We start from the raw sequence: 24,798 nt of genomic DNA, 5'->3' as shown, positions 1-24,798 counted from the left end.
CTTTGAGAAATTCCTCCGAATCCTTTTTAAAAATCAAAAATCGTTTTTCCATGGGAAAACGATTTTCTTTCGGGTGTGAGAATTTAACGGATGATTCCGCGTTCTCCATTCTCCTCCGGTTAGAGTGTGCCATTGAGGTCGAACGATTCCCCGACTTTCAAATCGACTTCGAAAATGATAAACGACCAGACGGTCTCTAATTTTCCCCGACGGTTTGAAGTCGATTCGAAGAAGTCTTTTTTTGTGTATCCTTTTCCTTTCATTTTTGAGTGAAATCGTAGGTCTTTCCAAAACCTTGGACATAAGGATTCTATTTTCGATGATTAAAATTACAGGCCTGAACAAGGCGTTTACCACAAAAGTTCTTTTTGACGACCTCAGTCTCACGATCAATCGAGGAGAAAGGGTTGGTCTTGTCGGTCGTAATGGTCACGGAAAATCGACGCTCTTTCAGATGATTCTCGGTAACGTGGAAGCGGATTCCGGTTCCATCTCCGTTCCGAAAGGTTATAAAATCGGCCATCTCCAACAACACCTTCATTTTACGAAACCTACCGTTTTGGAAGAATGCGCGCTCGGACTTCCGGAAGGGGAAGAATACGAAACCTGGCAGGTCGAGAAAATTCTTTTCGGTCTCGGTTTTTCGGAAGCAGATATGGAGCGTAATCCTTCCGAGTTCTCGGGAGGTTATCAGATTCGAATGAATCTCGCAAAACTCCTCGTCTCCGCTCCCGATATGCTTATGCTCGACGAGCCTAACAACTATCTCGATATCGTTACGATCCGTTGGCTCGAAGAATTCTTGAGAGAATGGGAAGGAGAAATCATATTAGTAACTCATGATAGAAGCTTTATGGACGCCGTCGTCACACACACGGTTGCGATTCACAGAACGAAGGCGATCAAGGTTCAAGGGGATACTGAGAAACTCTACAACCAGATCAATCAGGCCGAAGAAATCTACGAAAAAACGCGTCTGAACGAGGCGAAAAAAAGAAAACAGGAAGAGATCTTTATCGCAAAGTTCAAAGCGAAAGCGAGCTTTGCGAGCCGCACTCAGTCTCGAGTGAAGAAGTTGGAAAAACAGGGTGAGATGAAAGCCCTAGAACAGATTCAAGATATGGAATTGTATTTCAACAGCGCTCCTTTTGCCGCGAGTCAGATGTTTTCTGCGGAAGATCTTTGTTTTTCTTATGACGGAAAGGAGCCGTTCTTAATCGAAAATTTTTCCATCAGCGTCGGCAATCGAGATCGGATTTGTATCATCGGGAAGAATGGAAAAGGGAAGTCCACTCTTCTCAAGATGTTTGCCGGTGAAAATGTTCCTTCGCAGGGGATGGTCAAAAAACATCCGATTCTCAAAGAAGGTTATTTTGGTCAAACGAACAAGCTCAATCTAAACGAGAACGCCACTGTCGTGGAAGAGATCATGAGCTCGGATAAGTCTTGTACGGAATGGCAGGCGAGAAACATCGCGGGTGGTCTTATGTTTTCGGAAGATCAGGCTCTCAAAAAGATCAAGGTTTTGTCCGGTGGGGAAAAGAGCCGCGTCCTTCTTGGAAAAATTCTTGTGACCCCTTGTCATCTCCTCTATCTGGATGAGCCCACGAATCACTTGGATATGCAATCCTGCGATTCTCTCATCGAGGCCATCGACGAGTTTGAAGGTTCGGTGATCATGGTTACACACAACGAAATGCACCTTCGCGCGGTCGCTACGAAGCTGATCGTCTTTGATAACGATACGATTCGGATTTTCGACGGTTCTTACGAGGATTTCTTGAACGAAGTGGGTTGGTCCGACGAAGAGTTTTGAGTTGGGAGTTCCCGCGTTCGTTTTGATTTCAAAGGAAGAACCGAGTCCGGTCGAAGTTCCTTGAAAAGAAGGAGATCCTACTTTTCTTTATTTTCCAAGATCAAAGAAGAATCCGATTTTTTTGAGGAGCTGCGTCCTTTGCTGGTTGATCCGGACTTTTTCTTTTTCGCGGGAGTTCCCGCATTCGTTTTGATTTCAAAGGAAGAACCGGGTCCGGTCGAAGTCCCTTGAAAAAGAAGGAGATCCTACTTTTCTTTGTTTTTCACACAAAGCATCCCTCTTTCCAAAAAGGAACCGATCGATCTGTTCTTCTGATCCGGATGTCTCTTCTCCTGAGGAGTTCCCGCATACCGGAAAATCCAAAACTGATTTCCCGGTAGTCCTTGTAAAAGGAGAATGCCTTAGTTTGCGTACATCCCCGTGGAGATCGCGATCCGATTCCAAGAGTTGATCGTATTGATCAAGATGATCAACGCCACAAACTCCTTTTCTCCGAAATGTTTTCTCACTCTTTTATAAGTTTCATCGGGAACTCCGTTTTCCGAAATTTTGGTGATTTTTTCGGTCAACTCAAGCGCCGCCTTTTCTTTTTCCGAATAGAAAGTAGCTTCTCTCCAAGCATCCAAAAGATAGATTCTTTTTTCGGCTTCTCCCATTGCTCTCAAGTCCTTAGTGTGCATATCGATACAAAAAGCACAACCGTTGATCTGAGAAGAACGAATCTTGATGAGCTCGTAAAGAACCGGATCGATTCCACCTTGTTTTGCAAAATTTTCCATCTTCAACATCGCTTGTAAAGATTCGGGATAAACTTCTGCGTAATTCAATCTGGTTTCCATAATGTCTCCTTATTTATAAAAAGAAGACGCGGCTCCTCGTGTTTTGTGACGGAGTTTTAGAATTTATCGGGACGGTTTGAAAAATTTGAGAATCTTCTTAAGAGGCGACGCTGTTTAGAAGGCTGCTCTAACATTGGAAAAAGTAGGATCTCCCTCTTTTGCGATATTACAGGATATCCTCAAGAGCAAGATTTCGCGCAAAGGTATAATTTTTAGAATTATTTAGTTCCTTTTTGGGAATCAACTTGATTGATTCTAACAAATCGGATCGGCGGGCAGTGAAGTCGCGTCTCCTATTTCCAATTTTCAAAATAAGAGACGACCGCATTGACTGCCTGTTCTCTCATCATCTTTGAAATTCTGTTCTCCAGATAATAACCTCTTTTCATACAAGCAAAAGCGATTTCCACACCAAGCGTAGCGACATCCGGTTTTTTGGGAAGAATCAAGGGAGAATCCAGATTTGCGAGTTGAACACGCACGCCCGCGCCGATATGATCGATCGTAATCTCCTGCGCGAGATAAGCGTTTCTGCTGAAAGGACCGCCTAACACGAGCATGCTGGCAACCGGAGTGGAATCATAATAATCCGAAGCGGCGTTCACCAAAACTCCGACCAATTTCTCCCAGTGAATTTTCGGATTTTTTGAAGCCTTAGCAGCGAGGATTTCTCCGACTTTCGCGAGATGTCTTTCGGCGAGATGCGTAAAAAGCGCGTATTTGTCCGGAAAAAATTGATAGATACTTGCTCTTGGAATTCCCGAAACCTTCGCAATTTCAGGGATCGACGTATCTTCAGGACCGATCCTTTCTAAAATTTTCTCGGCGGTTTCTAAAACGATAGCGACCCTTTGTTGAGAACGTTCTTGGAGAGGAGCTCTCGGTCTTGTCTGAGATTTCGGATTCTTAGAATTCGAACGTTTTGTTTTTGAATTTAGGTCTAACATCCGTTATTTATAGTTTCTTTCCAAGCTTTAAAAATTCCTTGCACTCAAACGTTAATTCACTAAGATCTCTCGAAAATGTAACATTTGTTGGATTTGAGATTTCGTCAATGAATGTTCTCGGGAAAGTAAAGGAGAATCGGATGAAGCCGAATATCAAAGTCTGCGTAGTAGGGGCGGGCCCGAGCGGAATCGCCGCCGCAAAGAATTGTGTTCAATACGGATTGGACGTGGTCGTTTTCGAGAAGAACGATAAGGTCGGTGGGAACTGGGTCTTCAATTCCAAAACCGGACATTCCAGCGTTTACGAAAACACCCATATCATCAGCTCCAAGGTTTGGTCCGAATACGAAGACTTTCCTATGCCCGAAGACTATCCAGAATATCCGAATCATAAACAACTCCAAGCCTATTTCGAATCGTATTCAAAACATTTCGGAGTGTATAAAAAAATTCGATTCAATCATACGATTCAAAAGATCACGAGAACTGAAGACGGAAAATGGAAGGTGGATTATCAGGACGCTTCCAAAAAGAAGAAGGTTGAGATTTTCGACGTTCTTATGGTTGCGAACGGACATCACTGGAATCCGAAATATCCCGAGTATCCCGGGAAGTTTACGGGAAAGTTTATGCACTCTCATGATTTTAAGGGAGTTACGAACGAGTGGAAAGGCAAGGACGTTCTCGTAATCGGAGCAGGTAATTCGGCTTGCGACGTTGCAGTAGAATCTGCTCGTGTCGCCAATACCGTAAAATTGTCGATGAGGAGTCCTCAGTGGTTTTTTCCGAAGTTTCTCTTCGGAATGCCTTCCGATGTTTTCGCGGCGACTACTCCGAGTTGGATCCCATCCAAGATCAAACAATTCGTTTTGACCAAACTGCTTCATATTCTCCAGGGGCCATATAAGAATTACGGTCTTCCTGAAAATACAACTTTGGCTCTGAGCCATCACCCCACTTTAAACTCGGACCTTTTGGATTTTATACGTCATGGAAGAATCAAACCTCGACCTGCGATCAAAGCTCTTCACGGAAAGGAAGTCGAGTTCGTAAACGGCGTGAGAGAACACTTTGATATCATCTGCGCTTGCACCGGATTTTGGACCACGTTTCCGTTTTTTGATAAATCCTTTATCGATTTTCAACACGTGGAAAAAATCCCGCTTTTTAGAAAGATGATGCACGACGATTATAAGAATCTTTATTTTATCGGACTTTTTCAGCCGGTGGGTTGTATTTGGCCGATGGCGGATTATCAGGCGAAACTTGCCTGTATGGAAATATTAGGAAAGTATGAAAGACCGAAAGATCTAAAAGCTGCGATTCAATATGAGATCGAACATCCTCATTTTTCGTTCGGGGGAGGACAACGTCACGCTGTGGAAGTCGACTACCACGCTTTTAGAAAGGAATTGAAATCTGAACTTTTGAAAGCCGGGATCGATATTGGAAAACCGCCAGGAGGAAATAAATCGCTCTACAAGGTTTATTCCAAGGAAGTTTCGCAGGAACCGGTCGCGTCAAAATAGATTTTATAAGGCGGGCTCGTCTTTCGATCGTTTGAAGACGAGTTTTGTTCTAAGTTTTTGATTTTTTTGGCTGAATTGAGCCGTTTCAAAGAGGGAATTCAGGATCACAATTCGACTCTCCGCTTTTTTGCCGGCGGCTTTGAGAGTAAAACCTTCGCCTAAAAGTTCCTCGATCAATCCTAATTTCTTTATATTCCGATAATTTTATCTTCTATTTTTTTCTTCTTCTTTCGCAAAAGAACGGATGACGCTTTTTAATTTTCCAAGTCCCTGAATCTTAAAATTACGCTACTATATTCAAAAAGAAGAATATTTAGATTATTTTAAATCCGATATTCTTCTTTGTTCCAATCTTTTTTGAGCCGATCTCAATTCTCCGTCGGCGAGAAGTAAGGTCCATTCCGGGAAATGTCTCACCAAAAAATATTGAAGCCAGGAGTCCCAGGTAGCGTATCCGATAAATCGTCTTTTAGGAAACCAAGAGATAAAGGCTTTGGAAACCTTTTCTACGGAATGGGTGGCGTTGAGAGCCGAACCCATTTCGATTTCTTTCACAAGGTCCGGTTTGTCCCGGTTTTCTTTTACGAGGCCCGGTGTCTCCGTCGTAGGAGGGAGAAAAATTTTCACTCGAACGTTGTGAAGCATCATTTCCTGACGTAAAGATTGTGCAAACCCGGTGATCGCAAATTTACTCGCCGAATAGGCTCCGTAACCATAGATCGAAAATGTCGCGAGCATCGAAGAAATCAAAACGATATCGCCGGAGTTTTGTTTTATGAAATGATTCTGAAACGCACGGATCACGTTTACGTGACCGAAAAAGTTTATATCCATTAGATTTCGAAAATCGGATTCTTCCAAATCGTTTACTTTTCCCACTTTCGCATAACCGCTGTTACAAACTAGGAGATCCAATCCGTTTAGAATCTGGAGGGTTTTATTAGCCGCTTTTTTTACTTGTGAAATATCGGAAACGTCCGCGACTACAAAATCGTAGATCGCGTCTTGAGGTCCGATTGTTCTGAGTTCCCTCACGGTTTCTTCGAGGTTTTTTTTGTTTCTTGCGGAGATGACAATACTGGCTCCGTTTTTTGCGAACTCAAGGGCGAGACCTTTCCCGATTCCCGTGGAACCCCCTGAAATAAAAACTCTTTTACCCGAGAACGGAGTTTGCTTTGTTTTCATAATGCCCGCTTTTGATGTGAAACTTGGATACAAAGGTGAAAAGATCGGCTTTGTTCACTTTTGAGGGATTAGGAAAGCGAGATTGAAGAAATCTATCAAGGATTTTATTACATTCCCGTAAAAAAGGGAATGTAATAAAAATTGAATATTACGACGTTATTTTTTGATCTTATATCCGGTTTTAAAAATCCACCAAACCAAAATCAAACAAACGCTCAGGAAGACGGAAACCATTCCTAAACTTACGCCGACGCTGACGTCCGCAATTTCATAAAAGCTCCAACGAAACCCGCTCACTAGATAAAGCACCGGATTAAAAAGGGTGACCTTTTGCCAAAAGGGCGGAAGCATACTTGCTGAATAAAAACTTCCTCCGAGAAAAACGAGAGGAGTTATGATCAGCATCGGGATGATCTGCAGTTTTTCGAAACTATCGGCCCAAATCCCGATGATAAAACCGAAAAGACTAAATGAGATCGAAGTAAGAAAAAGGAAAAAAATCATCACAAAAGGATGTGCGATTCTTACAGGAACAAACAAAGACGCGGTTGCGAGCATGATCGTGCCTAGGATGACGGACTTGGTAGCGGCGGCTCCCACAAAACCGATCACGATTTCCACCATTGAAATCGGAGCGGCGAGAATCTCGTAGATGGTCCCGGTAAACTTCGGAAAATAAATTCCAAAGGAAGAATTCGATATACTTTCCGTCAACAAGGACAACATGATCAGACCCGGAACTATAAAAGAGCCGTAATCGACTCCGTCGACTTTTTGAATTCGAGAGCCGATTGCGGAACCGAAAACGATAAAATATAGCGACGTTGAAAGCACCGGAGAAGCGATACTTTGAAACAACGTTCTCCAGGTTCTGGACATTTCGAAAATATAAATGGATTTGATTGCGTGAAGATTCATTCTGACTCCTTTACCAATTGAACAAAAATTTCTTCCAAAGAACTCTGAGTCGTATTCAGATCCTGAAACTCTATCTTAGCTTTTTTTAATTCTTGAAGAAGCGCGGAGATTCCTGTCTGTTTTGCGTGCGAATCGTAAGTATAAACTAGTTGTTTTCCGGTTTTAGAAAGTTCCAACCCTTTCGTTTTCAGAGTGGTTGGAATCTTTTTCAAACTTTGGTTGAGATCCAGGATGATCTGCTTCTTACCCAGTTTTTGCATTAGAATTTTCTTATCTTCTACTAAGATCAATTCTCCCTTGTTCATCACTCCGATTCTATCCGCGATCTCCTCCGCCTCTTCGATATAATGTGTGGTCAGAATGATCGTAACCCCGCTTTCTCTCAGATTGCGGACGATATTCCACATATCTTTTCGAAGTTCCACGTCGACGCCGGCGGTCGGTTCGTCCAAAAAAAGAACCGAAGGTTCGTGAGAAAGGGCCTTGGCGATAAGAACTCTTCGTTTCATTCCGCCGGAAAGCGTAATGATCGTACTGTCCTTTTTATCCCAAAGGGAAAGCGACTTTAAAAGTTTTTCAATATAACTCGGATTAGGCGCTTTTCCGTAGAGACCGCGCGTGAAACTCACGGTCGCCCAAACGGATTCGAAAGCGTGAACGCTCAGTTCTTGAGGAACCAGTCCGATCTTCGAACGTGTAAATCGAAAATCGGTCAGGATGTCCTTCCCGGCGACGTGGACAAAACCGTCGCTCGGATTTACGATTCCGCAGATGATGGAAATGAGCGTCGTTTTACCGGCTCCGTTGGGTCCAAGTAAGGCGATGATTTCGCCTTCCTGAATTTCCAAAGAAACATTTTTTAACGCTTGAAAACCGTTCGAATAGGACTTCGAAAGATTATTGATGGAAACAATGGAGGATTGCCGTTTCATACTTTTGATTTTTCTCTGATCTTGTAAAATGCGATGGATAGAATGCCAAAAATAGCGGAGCCTATTTTCCAGCCCAGCAGGATTTCGAAAACCACACAGAGAAAGAACTTGTATTCATTCCCCCAAAGTGATCGCAAGAAGAGTGAGGTCGTCCATCAACTCTTGAGATTCCCTAAAAAGATAAAGGCTTTTCAAATGAGAATCCAGAATTTCAGAGATCGGGGTTTGCGAGTTCTCGTGTAGATAAGAATGAAATCGCTCTTCTCCGTAAAGCTGCATTAGATTCTTATCAAATACTTCGAATGCTCCGTCCGAAAAGAGAAAAAGACGAATTGGAGAATCGAACCGATACGACCGAGTCTGAAACTTCGCGGAAGCTTTCAAACCGAGGATCGGACCCGTTTTCGGCAATGTGATCTTCGTGTTTTCGGTAAGAATGATTTGTTCCGGATGTCCTCCGGAAGCGTACTGAATTTTGCCCGAGTTGGGATCCCAGTCCAGAATAAAAGCCGTAAAAAGGGAATTCAAATTGTGAAACATAGGATGAATCTTTTGATTCAATTGTTCTAATATGATTCCCGGTTGCGAATCCATCTCTTCCACCGTATCATAGTCGGCCTTGATCGCCATCGTCAAAAGCGCCGCTTGTGTTCCGTGTCCGGTTGCGTCGGCGATAAAAAATCTCCAAGAACCGTTTTTGGTCTTTCGAATGTCATAGAGATCGCCTCCGATCGGTCCCATAGGAAGATATAAAACCGACCAGACAAAAGGCCAATCTTGAGTGCGAGGATTCGGGAACATGGACTTCTGCAATTTTTCGGCCGTGTGGAGGTCCGATTGAAGAAGGTTGAGAGCCTTGTCTCTCTGCGATTCAAGATTCTTTCTCTGAGTGACGTCGCGGATGATCAACCCGATATACCGATCTTTTTCCAGGATCCAATGTGTGAGAGAGAGTTCTAAGGAAAATTCGGTATTATCTTTTTTTAAACCGACCATCTCGATCGTCTGAGAAGGATTGTTCTTTCTTCCGGACGTAAAAAATCTTGTAAACGCCTTCTTGTGTTTGTTTCGGATTCTTTCGGGAAGAATTCTTTCCAATGGAGAATCGAGTATTTCTTCCCCTTCCCATCCGAAAATTTTCACGGCGCCTTCGTTCCAAAAAAGAATTTTTCCGGAAACGTCCGATACGAGAATCGCTTCCTGAATCGAAGCCGAGATGGCTCTGAATTTAACTTGAAGCTCCCGATTGAGAGAATCCGTAAATTTTAAAAGGCTTCTATAACGAATCGAAATTAAAACCGATTGGAACGCGATAAACAACAAAAAAGTATAAGGTACGATATAAGGAGTCGGGATCAATCCCAGACGCGAAAGAGTATCGTTTAAGGCGCCGAATAAAAGGAGAAGACAGGATATTAAGAATACGAAGGAACCCGTTCTTTTGTGCAAAGCCGCCCGTATCATTACGACAAAGACGACAACGATGAGAAGAAACATAAAGATGAGATAGGCTTCGAAAAGAGATTCCAGTATTTTTCCCCGGAACATCCAAAAAATTCCGAGCATGAGAAAATTAGGAATCACTAAAATACGATAGAGTAATGTTTTGAGTTCGTTCGGAAATAGGGAACGGATATAACTTAAAAAAACGGCGGCAAGAAAAAACAAACTGCCTTGGTCGATTCTGAATTCGAGCAAGGGAGGAAAGTTAGGGAAGGCTTCAAAGATATAGTGTTCTTCCGTAAAAAATATCCTTAAACCCAAGGTAGCACAGACAAGCGAAAGATAGATGGAAGACGATTCTTCCTTTGTTAAAAGATAAAAAAAGAAGCTGGAAAATCCGAAAAAGAGGAGGGCGCCGAACGTAAGAAAGTCCAGTTTTCTCTTTGTCTTATCGATGGCCAATACGGTCTGAAAATTTCCGAGCTCGGGCGTCCTTCGAATTCCTCCAACCGCTTCAAACCAATTCGAAACTTCTAATATGATTTCGAGAGGGACTTTATCGTTTTCGACGAGGAAGTGAACTATGGGTTTTCCGATTCTCCTTACTTCGGTTTCCGGATTTTGCGAAGGTCTTCCGAATTCTAAGAGCATTTTTCCGTTGATAAAGACCCTATAGGCGTTGTGGATTTCATGGAATTTGATCGCATATTCTCCGGGCTTCAGACCGATTACTTTGAGTCTGTAGGTCGCGGCTCCGAAGGCTTTATCTTTAAAAGCGGGCACTTCGCTGTTTTCCCAAAAACCGGGAACCGATATAAAATCGACGGATTGCTTTCTTTCAAAACCTTCTTGAAATTCCCATTCCCCTTCCAATGGAAAAATTTTATTTTCCGTAGGAAGATCGTTCGAAAGAATCAAAACCCCTTTATTTGCTTTCGGGTTGGAGTCCGCGATCGGTTTGCAATGGGCGTGAAAAAGAATCCATCCAAAAATGGAAATCCAAAAAACAAAATGTGGAATCTTTCTACCAAAGCGCCGATTCATGACGCTCCTTCATAATATAAAAAGGGGGAATTCGCAATCCTTTTATAAAAGAAATCTATTTTCTTGTAATCGAATCCTTCATATAAAAAAATCTATCGATTTTGATTCACACGAAATCCGGTGTTTCTTTTTTGAGAGTTTTCAATTCCGAGTTCCCATGTCAGCGGATTTCCCGCAAGGACGACTTGATTTTTTGCCCGCGTAAGTCCGGTATAAAGAACCTGGCGAGTGAGCAATTTATGAGAATTGGATTCCGCAGACTCTGCGCTGTCTGGAAGGTAAATTAGAATTGTCTCATATTCTGAGCCTTGGCTTTTGTGAATGCTCATTACGAACGCGGGCTCGTGTTCCGGAAGTGTGTCCAATGCGAAAGGATAAAGTCGATTGTCGATCGGAAAAACCGCTCTCAATTCTCCCGTGTCTCCCATCCTGAGAACGATTCCGATATCGCCGTTGAATAATTTTCGACTCTTGTCGTTTTGTGTAATCAGAATGGGGAGTCCGACGAAGTAGAGACGTTTTGCGAGTCTTTTAGGAAAAAAAATTTGAGAAGCGGAGGACGTAATTCTTCCGTAAAGATCCTGCGCCGCAAGATTCATAATCTTAGATTGAATCGATTCCACACCCCAATATCCGTTTCGAAAGACCGTAAGACAACGGAATCTTCCGAGCTCTTTTTGAAACTTTCCGATAAAATCGATGTCCGTCAATTCGGTCCCGTCCTCGATTTTCCAAAGTGCAATTCGCGTGATTTGCGGTAAAAAAATTTTTTCCCAGAGTTGTCCAACTACTTCGTCTCTAGATAAAACATTCGGATCCGCTTTGGAAGGATTTTGCAACCAGACGACCTGACTTTCGTAAACAATATCGTCTCCAATGTTCTTAGTTTTCGGAAACGTCTCGTCGATTTTTGTTCCAAGATTCAAATTTTCAGGAACATACTTTAGAATTTCCTCCGCGAGTGTGACGATTTTAGAAACTTCTCCCCGGGAGTTTTTCTTCTGGCGATTGCTTTCTTCGAGTTTGGAAACGTAAGTCCCTTTTTCGGATTCTAATACAGCGAGGAAGTCGCTTAACACGGCGCCCTTTTCCACCGAAGGAAGCTGATTCGGATCTCCTATGAGAATCAGACGGAACGAAGATTTTTTCGGTAATGCCTGAAACAAGGAGAGCATCAGATTCAAATCCACCATCGAAACTTCGTCGACGATAATCAATCGGTGGGGAAGATAGCGTTCCCGATTGTAATAGAATCCGCCTAACGACGGTTTGTAGGAAAGAAGACCGTGAATCGTTTGCCCTCTCAGAAACGTATTGTGTTCCGAGATGGAAATTTTTTTGAGATTTTCCTGAAGGGACTCCGTTAATCTTTGGGCGGCTCTTCCGGTCGGCGCGACGAGCGCTATCTCTTCCGGAGCTGGAAGTTCTCCGAGTTTATTCAGAATTTCTAATAAGAATGCGACCACGGTCGTTTTTCCGGTTCCCGGACCGCCGCTTATGATTTGAAACGAAGAGGAAAGACAGGAGATGATAGATCGGACCTGACCTTTTTTGAGAGGGAAACTTTTGGATTCTAGATTTTTGAGAATTTGTTCCGCCTTCCCTAAATCGGGTTTGAGTTGGATGTTTTCTCTTATGATTTCTTGAAGAAGAATTTCGAGTTCGGTTTTGGTTCGGAACGTCTTTTCGAAAAAAAGCCATTCGGCGTTCCCGATTTTTTCAACGACCAAAGCGGGAGGTTTTGTTTTGAGAAAATCCTTCCATTCTTTTCGGATCGGAACGCATAAATTTCCGTCTTCTCCGGCTTTCCATAGTTCATTCAATATTTCTAATAAAACCGTCGAGTTTTCTTCGGAACGTTTCGTGTCCGTTTTCTTTTTGGATTCCAGTTCCGTAAGAAGAAGGATATCTTCCTTTAACTTTGTAGTCCAGGACGAGAAGGATTCTTCCATCATAGAAAGTCCTCCCAATTCTGATTCGTCAAAAGGAAAACGTTGTCCTTGATTTCGTTTAATCTTTTCAAGGACCAATCAAAGTCGGAATAAATTCCTTTTTCCTCTTCGGGTTTCATTCCTCTGAGATAAAAGTAAAAGACTCCGCCGAGTTTTTGAAACGCTTCCTTTTCTCCGAAAAGACTTTTTAGATATTCGAAAAGAATCATCGCATAGATATCCCTTTGCAGATCGTATCTGCTTTCCGGACTTTCGATGCTCCTTTTTAATGAGGACAAAGAATAGTCGTCAAGAAGGTTGGATTTGTAGTCAGCGAGATAAAATCGATTTTCAAATTCAAAAACAAGGTCGATGGAACCCTTTAAATAATTTCCCGGACCGCTCCGTTGCGGATCCAAGTCCAAGTGAAAATCCATCTCTGAAATTCTTTTCTCATTCGGAATGTCCAACAGACGAAACGAAGTCCGATTGCAAGAGGTGATTTTCGCGTTTAGTGAGTTCCAGAGAATTTCGCAGGCCCTTCTTTTATAGAGTTCTTTTTCCAACTCGGTATCTTTCTGTTTTGTTTTCGAAAGTTGAAAATAATCCAGATGAAAGTCCATTCTAGAAACGACACGATCGTTTTTTAGAGGTTCTTTCGAAGTCTCGGTTTCAAAAAGGGAAAAGTCTAATTCTTCCAAAAGAAGATGTAAAAAAGAGCCCGTAGCTGCGGAAGACGGAAGTGTGTCTTCCGTTTCCAAGGGAGAATCTTCGATTTCGTCGGATTTAAAAAGACTCTTCCCTTCTAAAACGGACAAAGGCTGTTCGTCTAACGCGACATTCGCCTTTGACTTTAAAGAGGAATAACTGTGGATCCAGACGGTCTTTGGAGAATAGGATTCCTGCAGAACTAAGGGAGTAAAAATAACTTCCGGCGATAGGGTTTCCGTAAGAATGTTTTGATCCATACTATCGGGAGATCGCGGAGTCCACGAGAGCGATTGAAAAAATCTTTGATCGGGTTCGTTTTCCAAAATCGCTTGGAGTCTCGGATAAAGAATTTTGAAATAGGCGGAATCCCTCGTCTTCCAATTGTTAAGCGGCGTGAAAAAAGGAAGATACAATCTGACCTTGGGCCGCGTAATGCCGACGTAGAGCAGTCGTTTGTTTTCGTTTAGGTTTTGATTAGAATATTCTTCTTTGCTAATTTTTCCTTCTTCTTCGTTATCCCAAAGACTCAACTTCCAAGTTCGATCGTTTTCGGAATCCACAAAAGGATAATCGTACACTTCCGGCGTGAAATTTCCGGAAAGATTGAATAAGAATACGACGGACCATTCCAAACCTTTGGATGCGTGTAAGGTTAGGATTTGAACCGCGTCCTTTTCGGTTTCTTTTTCGAAAAGGGGCAATTCCTCTTCGTTTCTTTTTTCGGATTGAAGTTGTTTCAATTCTTCTAATACTTCCTCCAATCCCGCCTGATTGGCGATTTGAAATTGAAGAAGTTTGCGAAAGATCTGTCTATAGTTGGTTCTTTTTCTTTCCCACGCGATGTCGGTCTTTTCTTCTGTCAGAAAGATCCTACTATCCTCTTCGATGGAGCGAAAGAGTTCCGCAAACTTCCGTTCCATCGCCAATACTTTCCAACGGTCAAGGATCGATTTTTCATAGGAATCGATGGAATGTTCGTCGAAGTAAGGAAGATGATTCGGATGGACCTGAAACAAATCTCCTAAAAGCAGTTTTCGATACGAAGACGGTTTATTCGGATCAAGAAGACATTCCAATATATTGCGTATTTGAATCGATTCGGGCGATTGATAGATTCCTTCCTGTTTGTAAAACGAACATGGAATCGCTCGAAGCTTTAACGCCTGTTCGACGAGCTTCCCTTCGGCTTTACTTTTGACTAGGATCGCGATCTCTTTAAAGTTTATTCTTTTTTCCTGAAACGTTTTCGAACGTTCATCGTAGGTTTCGTAAGAAAAAGAATTTTCGGAAGAAACGAGTTTTAAAATCTCTTCCGAGATAAATTGTCCCCAGGCGATTCTGGCCTCGTCATTCTTCCAAGTTTCTCTTCCTTGAAAACGGACGATCTGAATCGGTCCTTTGTTGTGCCGAGGGCTGAGGCGGACCTTATCGTCTTTTTCGGGATGTTTTACGTTCGAGTAAAGAATCGGTTGTGATTCGAATCCTTTTTCTATGATCGGGAAAAAACTTGGATCTCCGGTTTTACCTCCGAAGATTTCGTTATAACCTTGTATGAGTTCCGGAACGGATCGATAGTTTACGTCGAGCGGGATTTCCTCGGCTTGAATCGTTTTGAGTTCTTTTTTTGCGCGCAAATAAGTTCCGATGTCGGCGCCACGGAAACCGTAGATCGATTGTTTCGGATCTCCGATGAGATATAAAGCTCTTTGCGAATCTTGCGGGCTCGGATCCAAAAATAACCGTGAAAAAATTTCGTATTGTACGGCGTCCGTATCCTGGAACTCGTCCAAAATTCCGATTTGATATCTGTTCTGAAGCGCTTTTTTTAGAAACGGATTTTTCAGAGAATCTCTCGTTTTCAGAATCATCTGATCGTAACTCATCCATTCCCCGTCCTTGAATTCTTCTTCCACCATTTTTTTTGCAATCAGCGCGGTCTTCTGAAGAAAGTTTTCCGGGGAGAAAGGCGTAGAATCGTTGTTATACGGATATTTTTTTCCGCTTAAAAGTTTTGCCCCGGCGGAAAGAATCCGGTCTCTGTTTTCCAAAAAATCGGATTCTGAAAGTAAGGATTCCAATTCGTTCGGATTCACATAGTTCTTCCATTCTTCGTGTTGAAGCCGATACATCGCCGCTTTTAGTCTTTCTTTTGCTTCGGTTAGGATCCAATTGGAAGGAGATTCCGTCTCCACCGGATATTCCTGGAGAATCATATTACAAAATCCGTGTATAGTTGAAATCGTAACTTGGTCGAGCTCCCTTGCTTCTTTGGTAAGATCGGACTGGAGCAATTTTTTTCGAAGCCGTTCCTTCAATTCGCCGGCGGCCTTTTCGGTGTAAGTAAGAATCAGAATGTTCGTAAGAGGAATTTTATGTTCCTGGATCAGATCGCCTACGATCTCCATGATCGTATAAGTTTTGCCCGTCCCCGCGGAGGCTTCTATAAAGCTGGATTTTAATTTATAAGGACGCGTTGTTTGTCCGCTCATAGATCTCTCTTCCAATCCAAAAAAGGTTTGTAAAAGTCCTTAGCCCAACGAATCTCCGAACTCAAAATCAGATCGGGCGTTTGACGATAAAGTTTTACGAGAGAAGAAAGATTTTCTTTGACGGAATCCAATTCCTCTTTGAGATAATTTCTCCACGCCGTTTCATCGTCGAACTTTGCCGCGTTATCCGGCGTCGTTTTTTTTCCCGTGTTTCCCTGTATGTTTTTTACGTAGTATCCGAGAAACGCCTTTCTCGGAAAAAAAACGGGTTCTTCCCGTAGATAGAGTTCCGCTATCTTCCGAAAGTATTCTTTTCCTTGGGAAAATTCTTCCGGTATATATTGGATCGGAAGAAAGTTTTTCTTTTTTGAGTCTTCGGAAGGACGGGCCTTGAAGGAATAAATTTTAAAATTTTCACCTAATGCGGAAAAGGCGACGCCGGTAAGAAAAGGAAAACTCATCACCTTCCAGTAGTCTTTGTAGCCGTAAAAGTTTTCGGTGGGTTTGTCTTCGAGGCTTTTTGGAAAAAGCCAATAGAGAACGCCGTCTTTTTCCACCACGTGTTCCCATTCTCCTTTGATCTTTAAAGTTTTGCCGGATTGTAAGGATATGTTCAGCTCGGGGAATTTTTTACAAAGTTCTTCGGGTAAACCCGTGTCTCCCAGACTCAGATAAGAATAATATGTTCCGCCTTGAAAGAGAGGTTTCCAACCCGCGAGGAGTTCGTTTGTAAGACGAAGATATCCCAGAAGATCGGCTTCCTGGATTTTACCGAAAACCGACTGAGGAAATCGCGCCGATCGTTTTTCCAATTCTAAGATAGGAATCAAAGCCGATAAAATCGTTTTTTCGTTCCAAGCCCACGGATCTTTTGAAACAAGACTCGGCATCATAACCGCATGCATTTTTTTTAATATATTTGCTTGGGCGATTGCATCCAGGTCGAACGGTTCTCCTTCCGTTTCAACCGATTCCTCTTCGTCCAAATACATCCCTAATTTCTTTTTAAGATACGTGTCCAGAGGGTCGCTCAAAAATTGCGAAATCTCCCGAAGATCGATCTCGCCTATCGACGGGGTTATTGAATTCTTTTTTAAATCGTCCGGATTTTGAAAACGGCCGAGTAGATTTTGATCGTTCCGATCTCCGTTGACCCAGGTTCTTGCGAAGTCGAAACTCACTAGGCCTTGCCCCAATTCCTCCTTGGTATGTTTGTATTTTATACTATACGAATGTAGCGGAATTTGGATAGTTTCCCGAATTCCGAAGAATTCCATAATCTCGAAAAAATGAGAACACGGTTCGAAAGTTTTGTCTTCCTGAAGATTTTTTCCCACATAACTCAAGGTTAGCGATTCTTTTGCTGAATGAATCGTTTCCCATAATAAGGATTCTTGTATTTCTCTTCGGGAAATATCCCATTCTTCTTTGAGATCTTTTCTGAGATTGAGTTGTGAACGATCGTTGTTTCCCGGGAACTTTCCTTCTCCCAATCCGAGAATAAAAATATGTTTAAAGGGAATCGGACGCATCGGTTGTAAGAGGGAAATCGTAACTCCTCCGGTTAGATAAGCGCCTTTTCGATACGGAATCTGATCGAAGGTTTGTTCGGTGACGAACTTGAGGAGCGCGACTCCGTCCTTTTCGTTTTCTACTCGGACTCCCTCCCATTCGTATAGGGATTCCAACCAGGCGAAAAAAAGTTTTCCCTCCTGTTCGTGTTCTTCGGAAAACTCAAAAAGTTCTTCTAAAGAATTCCTTAATATTCTAAAGTATTCCCGGGTCCATTCCTTGTGTTTGTCCTTATAAACGGAAAGGACGTTTTTTTTAATCCTCACGACGGTTTCCCAGAACGTCGAAAGATAAAAAGAGTTTTCGTCAGATTCGAGATCGATCGGCGGAATTTTGTATTTTGTCCAGGCTGTTTCTTTCGAAAGAATCGAAGACAACCGAATTCTTCTCATACCGTTTGAGATCTGAAAAGAATCGGCTTCGCGTCCTTCTTCTTCATAGATCATTCCGCTTAAATCGATCAGATTTTCCAGATCGAGAATCGTTTGGGAATCGATCCGAAGTCTTGTCTGTAAAAGGGGATTTCTAAACAAACTAAGGAGACTTTTTTTTTCGACCGTGAGACTTGAGCAAATTTCCCAAACGCTGATCAACCCTCGATACAGTAACGAAGCGTCGTTTGCCTTGATATCAGTGAGAGAATAAGGAATCTTTTTGCGGACCGGAAGCGGGTCGATCGTCTTTCCGTTTTGAGAACTTTGTAAAAGAATTCCGCCGTCAAACACCCATTCGACGGCGGGCCGATAAATTCTCATATCCGTTACAAGGATCGCAAAATCCCAATACGTTAACTTTGAATTTAGACTCATTTTATAGAGGATATCGTTTGCAACGGCTTCCATTTCACGATAGGCGGAAGGCGCGTTCCAAAAACGCACCGATGTATCCGATACGATTTCGGATTCCTGCGCCGGTTTTTGTTTTCCATCCAACAAACTTCTGAGTGAGTTTAGTTTCGGAGGAAAGGAAGAAAAAGTTTCAAGATGTTTGGACAAGCTCCCTTCGACGTTTCCCATTCTTCCTGCGAGATGAACTTGAGGAACGGACCAACGCTGAGGACCGAACGGTTCGTGATGATTTTTCTTTTCACCCGTATGAAATTGATAGAGATAGATCGGAAGTTGATCCCGTTTGGAAAGGGATTCTAAGATTCCCAAATAAGTGTCCGAAAGATTGGATAAACAAAAAAGATGAAGAGAAGGAAATTCCTTCGGAGAAAATTTGGGATTTTTTTGAGCTTCTTTCAGAAGAAACTGCACCAAGGTCGCCGGTTCTTTCGAACTGAGAAAAACGTTTTGATAGAGTTCCTTTTGAAAAAGATAGTATTCGTCTTCTTTTGGAGACGGAGAAGGACGGTGTGAAATCGAAGGAATTTCGATTCCTTTTTCTTTTGCCCAGGAAGAAATCCAACTCGATCGATTTAACTCGTAATCTTTGATAAGCGAAGTCAGTTTTGAGCTGAGCGAAAACGCGCGGGGAATACTCCGTAGATAAGATTGTAGAAATCGGATTTCTTTTCGGTCTTTATTTTCGATCAGATAGGTAAGAATTTTTCTTTGATTGGTTTCTTGACTCGGGAACGTTCGATGAAACTTATCAAAATCCAAACCGGCCCTTCTTAGAAAAAATTCTTCAAAAGCCTTTTCTAAAAATAAAAAACGAAGATTGGCCGTAAGTCCGCCGATACGGGAAAGATTGAGATTCAACCAGAGTTTCATATTCGTGCTGGGAATCACGATCACGGGAGCGCGTAAGGGAGAATTTTTCCTTTCGACGAGGATGTTTTTTGAAAGTTCGACTGCGAGATCTTCGAGCGATAGACTTGTGATATGAGTAACTGGCAAACGTTTCCTCTTTTGGTCCCGGATTTACGAGCATTCTAAGAATTCGGCGAGATGGCAAGTAATTACATTTTCTCTTGCTCTCAAAGATCGATAGAAGAATGTAATCTGAATGCCTTCAGTCGCCGAACTCAAAACTTTTTTTGGTATTTCCTTTTTTAGAACTTCGCAAGAAAAGATCATATCCGACGTTCTTTCCGGAAAAAATTGTCTCGTCATCATGCCGACGGGAATGGGTAAATCGATCTGTTATCAGTTGCCCGCTCTGGCGATGGAAGGATTGACGATCGTCATTTCTCCGTTGATCGCGCTTATGCAGGATCAGGTTTCCAAATTAAAAACCCTGGGGATCGACGCCGCTTTTATCAATTCCTCCCTTTCAAAGGAAGATCGAATTCGGAGTTATGAAGATCTAAAACGAGGTAAGTATAAGATCTTGTATGTTTCTCCCGAGAGATTTCGTAAACGGGCATTTTTGGACGCGCTCCAAGGAAGAAAGGTTTCTTTGCTTGCGATCGACGAAGCGCATTGTATCAGCCAGTGGGGTCATGATTTTCGGCCCGATTATACTAAGATTTCCGAGTTCAGGGAGATTCTTCATAAACCCGCGACGATTGCGTTAACCGCAACCGCAACCGCCGAAATTCAGAAAGACATCGTTCGTCAGATAGGATTGGAAGAATCTGAAATCGAAGTTTATAACGAAGGGATCTGTAGACCGAATTTATTTTTAGACGTTCGTACTTTTGTGGACGAACCTTCCAAGATGGAAGCGATTGTGGATCTTTTAAGAACACAAAAAGAAAGTACGATCGTATATTTTAATCTAATTAAGAATATAGAAAAGTTTAGCGAGAAACTCGATATACAAAAAATTCCTCATCGAATCTATCACGGTCAGTTGGCTCCGGATCAGAGAAAACGTGTACAAAATCAGTTTCTTAAATCGGATGAAACGATTCTTCTTGCGACCAATGCGTTCGGGATGGGTGTGGATAAACCGAATATAAGAACGATCATTCACGCCGAATTACCTTCCTCCTTAGAAAGTTATTATCAGGAAATCGGTCGCGCAGGAAGAGACGGAAATCCTTCCGATTGTCACGTATTTTATATCCAAGACGATCTTACGGTATTGATGGAATTTATCGAATGGCAAAATCCGGACGAAGTTTTTATCGGACGGGTTTTTCAGGCGATGCAGCACCTCGGAGACAAATTGTCTTCTCTGACATACGAAGAATTGCAGGCCAGGGTTGTTCATAAAAACCGGGGAGATCACCGTCTTCAGACGGTTCTCAATCTTTTTGAAAGACACGGAGTCACCTCCGGAGAATTGGAAAGAAATTCTTTACGATTGAGAGAGCCTTTGCCGGACGCGCTTGTTTCGCCGGAGTTATTGGATTTAAAAAAGAAAACAAGCCTCAAACGTTTGTATCAGATGCTCCTCTATCTTAAATCGGAAAAGTGTAGAAGAGAATTCGTATACGAGTATTTTGATACGATCTTCCCAGGCTGCGGAAACTGCGACGTTTGTCTTCCGGGGCGCGGATCGATTCTTTGAACTCGCCTTTTTTCCCAGTCGAACCTTGAGTTCGAAGCAAGTATTTTTCTCGAAAGAACTTGTTTGTCGGAACAATTAAATCGATCCAAAAAAGGTTGACGTTCTACTCCAAAGTTCCCGGTTTACGGTCACTCGGTGTTTTCTTTTTATCTTGTGGAAATAAATTTCATTTTTATCGACACCTTTTTGAGAGATTGTTTGTCTGTCTTAAGATCGGGCCCGATACCAATTAGAAATAGAGGTGTATATGATCGTTCGGTTTTTTTGGATTCTTCTTTCTATTACGATTCTCAATTGTGCGAGCTGGGAGCGTTTGATTTCCACACAACGTTATGAATGGATCGATTCCTCCCGTTACAAACCTACTCAAATCTTCGTGATCGATCCTAAAAAAGATTCCGAAATCGAAGCGGACGAAGGAACTAAGATTCAATTTCCGGGCGGAAGCCTTGTGGACGCCGATGGGAATCCTATTCTGACCGCAGCAGTTCGTATTGAAGTTTCTGAATATTATAAAAGTGAAGATATTCTTCTGTCCGGTTTGACCACCGCCTCGCTTGGGCGTCCGATTCAGACAAAGGGGATGATTCTTCTAAACGCGTTCGTAGAATCCGGAGTCAAGGCGAATGTGAACCCCAAAAATCCTCCGAAAGTTTCCTTTTCCGGAAAGATCGAACCCGGTTTTCAAGTCTTTTACGGAAACCGGACAAAGGAAGGAATCGTAGATTGGTCTACGGAAGCGGCGAGACCGACTAACGTGTCAAAATCGGAGTTGGAACCGACTCAACCTTCGTTGGCAAAGTATCAAACTTCGACACAACCGAACGATAGAGTTGAAATGCGTTTTTCGGAAGAGGTTTTAGTCGTATCCGGGAAGGCAAAGCCGGTTTATTTTCCTATCTTAACGCTCGGTTGGATCAACTGTGATCGATTCCTATATATGGGAACACGTTTGGTTTCCCTGAACGTGGAAGCGGCTTATCCTTCCGGGGAGGACGAAACCTCGTATCGATTGATCATTCCTTCGATCCGTTCTGTGATGCCCGCGTATAAGGACGCTTCCAATCGTGTCGTTTTCCCAAATCTTCCCCCGGGGGAAAAAACGATCCTCTTCGCTCTGAAACGATCCGGAGTTAGTCGGTGGCAGATTTGGACGCAAGAGGCGACCGTAGGACAGGAAGAAAAACTCGTTCCTAAATGGGAATTGGTAAAACCCAAAGAACTGGTGAAAAGAATCCAATCCTTAAATTTTTAACTCGGCAATCGCACATTACATTCTAATTTTAGAATATAATGTGCCTTTAACGTTTTTTTCGGTCCGGGTTACAGGAGCAGGTTTCTCAATTTTACGGAATGATTCTCGAATTATGGATTCTCCTTTTGGATTTTTTCAACGAGTCTCGGACCTTTTAACGATCGTATCGAATTTGATCCGGATGATTTCGTCTCAAAAGAACGTTTTTTACGTTTACAATCGATTTGCAGTAAGATTCGATTGATCAAAAAGGGAGAATGGAATATGAAGATTTTATTATACATCGCCGGCGGATTGGTTGCGCTCGTCGTGGTTCTCGCTCTGATTGCGCCGAAAGATTTTCAAATAGAAAGAGAAATCGTAATCAACAAACCTAACAAACAGGTTTTTGACCAGATCAAATTCTTAAAAAATCACGAACAATGGAACGCTTGGTCGAAAAAAGATCCTAAGATGAAAAAAGAATTTAAAGGAATCGACGGAACCGTCGGTTTTACGAGTTCTTGGGAAAGCGAGAATCCGGAGGTCGGAACCGCCGAAGAGGAAATTGTCAAGATCGTCGACGGTGAAAAATTGGAAACTCAGCTTCGTTTTAAAAAACCTTTCGAAGCAAGTTTTACTTCTTACATTACGACCAAAGCCGTCGGAGAAAACCAGACAAAAGTTTCCTTGGGAATGTTCGACCGTATGTCGTTTCCAATGACTGTGATCAGTTTTATCCTGAACGTTTGTTTGGACCAGCAAAAAGAAATCATTGATAACATGGATGAAAGTCTAAAGAACTTAAAGACGAATCTAGAAAAGTAAGTATTCTGATTAGCTTTCCTCGTTAAAGTGGAAAGCATGTTCTCTTTTTAAAACGATTTCCGCACTTTTTTGAAGACAAGTCGCTTCTTTAAATGTTATCTTTTAGATTTAGAAAGAACGTATTGAACCTTAGAATTTCAATTCGTTTAAAACAAAAGCGATTGTATCATAGAAATGTAATCCTCTTTCATTTCTATTTCGGAGTTTTTCACCGTTCGTTTTTGGTTTTTTAAAAGAGCCGGATGAAACAAAATCCTTCCCGTTTCCTTTTTTTGAAAGGAAGAATCTTTCGAAAGAACATTCGAAGTTTTTATTTCTATTTCTGCTTTCATTTTTTTTTCTTAGACCGATATCAAGGACGGTTTGGAATTTGAGCTCTCTGTTTTTTGAGATCCGCGGAAAAACGATCCGACTTTTATTGTACGGTCCGGATTCATGCCTCTTCTCCTTTTCCCAAACTTTTACGTAAGGCGATCACCGTGATCGCCAAAACTAAAGCGATGGCCGCACAAAGTACTGAAACCAACTGAAATGATTCGGTAAACGCCTGTTTGGCCGGGATGAGAAGAGAATGCCCTAAATGTTCCGGCAATTCTTTCGCGATCGCCACTGCTGCGCCTAACGTGCCCTGAGCCGCCTCCGCCGATTCCGGAGTGATCCCTTCCGGTAGGATTCCTTTCATTTGATTTTTATAAACGGCGGTTCCGATACTTCCTAAAACCGCGATTCCGAGTACACCTCCGAACTCGGCTCCGGTTTCGGAGATGGATGCGGCGGCTCCCGCTTTTTCAGGCGGCGCGGAGCCGACGATGATGTCCGTTCCGATAATGACTACGGAACAAATTCCTAAGGAAAGAATGACCGAACCGACGACGACGTATGCCAAACCGGTTTGTTCGTTGACGAGAGAGTAGAGAGACATTCCGATCACGGTCAAAATCAAACCTCCCGCGACGACAAAGACGGGTCGTATTTTTCTTACGAGCACCGGGACAGTCATCGAACCCGCGACGTTTCCGGCTGCGGACGGCAAGGTCCAGAGCCCCGCTTCCATCGGGGATAAGCCGAGTACAAGTTGAAGGTATTGTGCCAAGAAAAGAAAACTTCCCAAGCCTACAAAAATCGTGAGACTGTTTGCGATGAGCGCCGCGCTGAAAGCCGGAACCTTAAACAACTCAAGGTCGATCATAGGATCCGGTAATCGTTTTTGTCTTCGGATAAAAAGCGCTCCGACAAACAGCCCTAAGGCGATCGAAAGAAAGGAGACGATTCCCCATCCATGTTCCGCTACTTGTTTTAATCCGAAGATGATCGATAGAACCGATACAAGCGAAAGAACCGCGCTTAGGATGTCCAAACTTCCTGCGTTCGGATCCTTGAACTCCGGTAAAAGTTTGGGTCCGACGATTAAAAGTAGAATCATAACCGGGACGCTCAAAAGAAATACGGATCCCCACCAGAAATGTTCGAGTAACAGTCCTCCGATCAAAGGACCGATGGCTCCTCCGATGGAAAAACTTGTTCCCCAGATTCCTATCGCAAAGGTTCTCTGGTTCGAGTCCAAAAACATATTACGGATCAATGATAGAGTTGAGGGCGCTAAAGTGGCCGCGGTAATTCCGAGCAGTGCTCGTGTCGCGATCAACATCTCCGCGGTTTTAGAGAATGCTGCGAGAACGGACGCAACGCCGAAGGCAAACGCTCCGATCATAAGAAGTTTTCTTCTGCCGATACGGTCTCCTAAAGTCCCCATCGTTACCAAAAAGCCCGCTACTAAAAAACCGTAGATATCTACGATCCAAAGAAGTTGAGAGCCGGACGGTTTTAAATCCTCCGTCAAATGCGGAACGGCGAGATAAAGAACTGTAAGATCCATCGCATAAAGAAGACAGGGCAGTGCGATAACCGCAAGACCGATCCATTCTTTTTTTCCGGCGAGGTTCGAGTTTGTGTTTGTCTGATTCATTTTATTTTT

Annotated in this window: 18 protein-coding genes; 6 read left to right on the top strand and 12 right to left on the bottom strand. The window is 42.8% G+C overall.

Translation table 11 applies throughout. The features are described 5' to 3' along the window. Positions 1-319: 319 nt before the first annotated feature. Positions 320-1,816, top strand: a complete 1,497-nt coding sequence (locus JWG44_RS02925; RefSeq protein WP_205273457.1) for an ABC-F family ATP-binding cassette domain-containing protein — start codon at positions 320-322, stop codon at positions 1,814-1,816. Between the two features lie 60 nt (positions 1,817-1,876). Next, positions 1,877-2,047: a hypothetical protein gene (locus JWG44_RS02920; RefSeq protein WP_205273456.1), complete on the top strand. Its 171-nt coding sequence runs from the start codon at positions 1,877-1,879 to the stop codon at positions 2,045-2,047. 170 nt (positions 2,048-2,217) lie between these two features. Here JWG44_RS02920 and JWG44_RS02915 read toward each other — a convergent pair whose 3' ends face one another. Beyond that, the gene (locus tag JWG44_RS02915) at positions 2,218-2,655 is read right to left on the bottom strand and encodes a carboxymuconolactone decarboxylase family protein (RefSeq protein WP_205273455.1); all 438 of its coding nucleotides are present in this window, start codon (positions 2,653-2,655) and stop codon (positions 2,218-2,220) included. Between the two features lie 293 nt (positions 2,656-2,948). Beyond that, positions 2,949-3,602, bottom strand: a complete 654-nt coding sequence (locus tag JWG44_RS02910; RefSeq protein ID WP_205273454.1) for a TetR/AcrR family transcriptional regulator — start codon at positions 3,600-3,602, stop codon at positions 2,949-2,951. A gap of 140 nt (positions 3,603-3,742) precedes the next feature. On the opposite strand from JWG44_RS02910, the gene JWG44_RS02905 reads away from it, so the two are divergent. Beyond that, a complete protein-coding gene (locus tag JWG44_RS02905) occupies positions 3,743-5,131 on the top strand; it encodes a flavin-containing monooxygenase (RefSeq protein WP_205273453.1) in 1,389 nt (462 codons plus the stop codon). Positions 5,132-5,134: 3 nt separating this feature from the next. Here the strand turns inward: JWG44_RS02905 and JWG44_RS02900 are convergent, their stop codons facing one another. The 8 genes from JWG44_RS02900 to JWG44_RS02865 form a co-directional block, all read right to left on the bottom strand. Continuing rightward, entirely contained in the window at positions 5,135-5,308 is a 174-nt protein-coding gene (locus JWG44_RS02900; RefSeq protein WP_205273452.1) for a hypothetical protein, read from the bottom strand. Positions 5,309-5,449: 141 nt separating this feature from the next. Beyond that, positions 5,450-6,316: an SDR family NAD(P)-dependent oxidoreductase gene (locus JWG44_RS02895; RefSeq protein WP_205273451.1), complete on the bottom strand. Its 867-nt coding sequence runs from the start codon at positions 6,314-6,316 to the stop codon at positions 5,450-5,452. 156 nt (positions 6,317-6,472) lie between these two features. Next, on the bottom strand, positions 6,473-7,234 hold the full coding sequence (locus JWG44_RS02890) for an ABC transporter permease (RefSeq protein ID WP_205273450.1): 762 nt from the start codon (positions 7,232-7,234) through the stop codon (positions 6,473-6,475). Further along, positions 7,231-8,166, bottom strand: a complete 936-nt coding sequence (locus JWG44_RS02885) for an ABC transporter ATP-binding protein (RefSeq protein ID WP_205273449.1) — start codon at positions 8,164-8,166, stop codon at positions 7,231-7,233. Before JWG44_RS02885 ends, JWG44_RS02890 begins: the two co-directional genes overlap by 4 nt. 114 nt (positions 8,167-8,280) lie before the next feature. Continuing rightward, entirely contained in the window at positions 8,281-10,653 is a 2,373-nt protein-coding gene (locus tag JWG44_RS02880) for a SpoIIE family protein phosphatase (RefSeq protein WP_205273448.1), read from the bottom strand. Between the two features lie 92 nt (positions 10,654-10,745). Then, positions 10,746-12,605 carry an exodeoxyribonuclease V subunit alpha gene (gene recD / locus JWG44_RS02875; RefSeq protein ID WP_205273488.1) on the bottom strand — a complete coding sequence of 620 codons (1,860 nt, stop codon included), beginning with the start codon at positions 12,603-12,605 and terminating at the stop codon, positions 10,746-10,748. After that, the gene (locus JWG44_RS02870) at positions 12,605-15,784 is read right to left on the bottom strand and encodes a UvrD-helicase domain-containing protein (protein WP_205273447.1); all 3,180 of its coding nucleotides are present in this window, start codon (positions 15,782-15,784) and stop codon (positions 12,605-12,607) included. Before JWG44_RS02870 ends, recD begins: the two co-directional genes overlap by 1 nt. Beyond that, positions 15,781-19,200, bottom strand: coding sequence for an exodeoxyribonuclease V subunit gamma (locus JWG44_RS02865; protein WP_205273446.1), 3,420 nt, complete (start codon positions 19,198-19,200; stop codon positions 15,781-15,783). Before JWG44_RS02865 ends, JWG44_RS02870 begins: the two co-directional genes overlap by 4 nt. A 109-nt stretch (positions 19,201-19,309) precedes the next feature. Here JWG44_RS02865 and JWG44_RS02860 point away from each other — a divergent pair, with 109 nt between their 5' ends. The 3 genes from JWG44_RS02860 to JWG44_RS02850 all read left to right on the top strand — a co-directional run bounded on the left by JWG44_RS02860 (position 19,310) and on the right by JWG44_RS02850 (position 22,823). After that, on the top strand, positions 19,310-20,761 hold the full coding sequence (locus JWG44_RS02860) for a RecQ family ATP-dependent DNA helicase (RefSeq protein ID WP_205273445.1): 1,452 nt from the start codon (positions 19,310-19,312) through the stop codon (positions 20,759-20,761). A 247-nt stretch (positions 20,762-21,008) separates the two neighbouring features. After that, a complete protein-coding gene (locus JWG44_RS02855; RefSeq protein WP_205273444.1) occupies positions 21,009-22,016 on the top strand; it encodes a hypothetical protein in 1,008 nt (335 codons plus the stop codon). A 264-nt stretch (positions 22,017-22,280) separates the two neighbouring features. Further along, positions 22,281-22,823, top strand: coding sequence for an SRPBCC family protein (locus JWG44_RS02850; RefSeq protein ID WP_205273443.1), 543 nt, complete (start codon positions 22,281-22,283; stop codon positions 22,821-22,823). A 146-nt stretch (positions 22,824-22,969) separates the two neighbouring features. On the opposite strand, the gene JWG44_RS02845 is transcribed toward JWG44_RS02850, so the two are convergent. After that, complete coding sequence (locus JWG44_RS02845) at positions 22,970-23,155, bottom strand: hypothetical protein (RefSeq protein WP_205273442.1); 186 nt, start codon at positions 23,153-23,155, stop codon at positions 22,970-22,972. Positions 23,156-23,256: 101 nt separating this feature from the next. Next, positions 23,257-24,789 (bottom strand): MFS transporter, encoded by a 1,533-nt coding sequence (locus JWG44_RS02840; RefSeq protein WP_205273441.1) that lies wholly within the window; start codon positions 24,787-24,789, stop codon positions 23,257-23,259. Positions 24,790-24,798: the final 9 nt, after the last annotated feature.

Source organism: Leptospira ainazelensis (genome assembly GCF_016918785.1).
GTDB classification, from domain to species: domain Bacteria; phylum Spirochaetota; class Leptospiria; order Leptospirales; family Leptospiraceae; genus Leptospira; species Leptospira ainazelensis.
Note: the sequence above shows the minus strand (reverse complement) of the source record. Positions and strands in the feature narration are given on the sequence as shown.

Coding starts and splice junctions, on each gene's coding strand:
- JWG44_RS02845 (WP_205273442.1), bottom strand. CDS start 23,155: ATGAAAGCAGAAATAGAAATAAAAACTTCGAATGTTCTTTCGAAAGAT.
- JWG44_RS02925 (WP_205273457.1), top strand. CDS start 320: ATGATTAAAATTACAGGCCTGAACAAGGCGTTTACCACAAAAGTTCTT.
- JWG44_RS02880 (WP_205273448.1), bottom strand. CDS start 10,653: ATGAATCGGCGCTTTGGTAGAAAGATTCCACATTTTGTTTTTTGGATT.
- JWG44_RS02860 (WP_205273445.1), top strand. CDS start 19,310: ATGCCTTCAGTCGCCGAACTCAAAACTTTTTTTGGTATTTCCTTTTTT.
- JWG44_RS02895 (WP_205273451.1), bottom strand. CDS start 6,316: ATGAAAACAAAGCAAACTCCGTTCTCGGGTAAAAGAGTTTTTATTTCA.
- JWG44_RS02905 (WP_205273453.1), top strand. CDS start 3,743: ATGAAGCCGAATATCAAAGTCTGCGTAGTAGGGGCGGGCCCGAGCGGA.
- JWG44_RS02915 (WP_205273455.1), bottom strand. CDS start 2,655: ATGGAAACCAGATTGAATTACGCAGAAGTTTATCCCGAATCTTTACAA.
- recD (WP_205273488.1), bottom strand. CDS start 12,605: ATGGAAGAATCCTTCTCGTCCTGGACTACAAAGTTAAAGGAAGATATC.
- JWG44_RS02850 (WP_205273443.1), top strand. CDS start 22,281: ATGAAGATTTTATTATACATCGCCGGCGGATTGGTTGCGCTCGTCGTG.
- JWG44_RS02885 (WP_205273449.1), bottom strand. CDS start 8,166: ATGAAACGGCAATCCTCCATTGTTTCCATCAATAATCTTTCGAAGTCC.
- JWG44_RS02910 (WP_205273454.1), bottom strand. CDS start 3,602: ATGTTAGACCTAAATTCAAAAACAAAACGTTCGAATTCTAAGAATCCG.
- JWG44_RS02855 (WP_205273444.1), top strand. CDS start 21,009: ATGATCGTTCGGTTTTTTTGGATTCTTCTTTCTATTACGATTCTCAAT.
- JWG44_RS02840 (WP_205273441.1), bottom strand. CDS start 24,789: ATGAATCAGACAAACACAAACTCGAACCTCGCCGGAAAAAAAGAATGG.
- JWG44_RS02890 (WP_205273450.1), bottom strand. CDS start 7,234: ATGAATCTTCACGCAATCAAATCCATTTATATTTTCGAAATGTCCAGA.
- JWG44_RS02870 (WP_205273447.1), bottom strand. CDS start 15,784: ATGAGCGGACAAACAACGCGTCCTTATAAATTAAAATCCAGCTTTATA.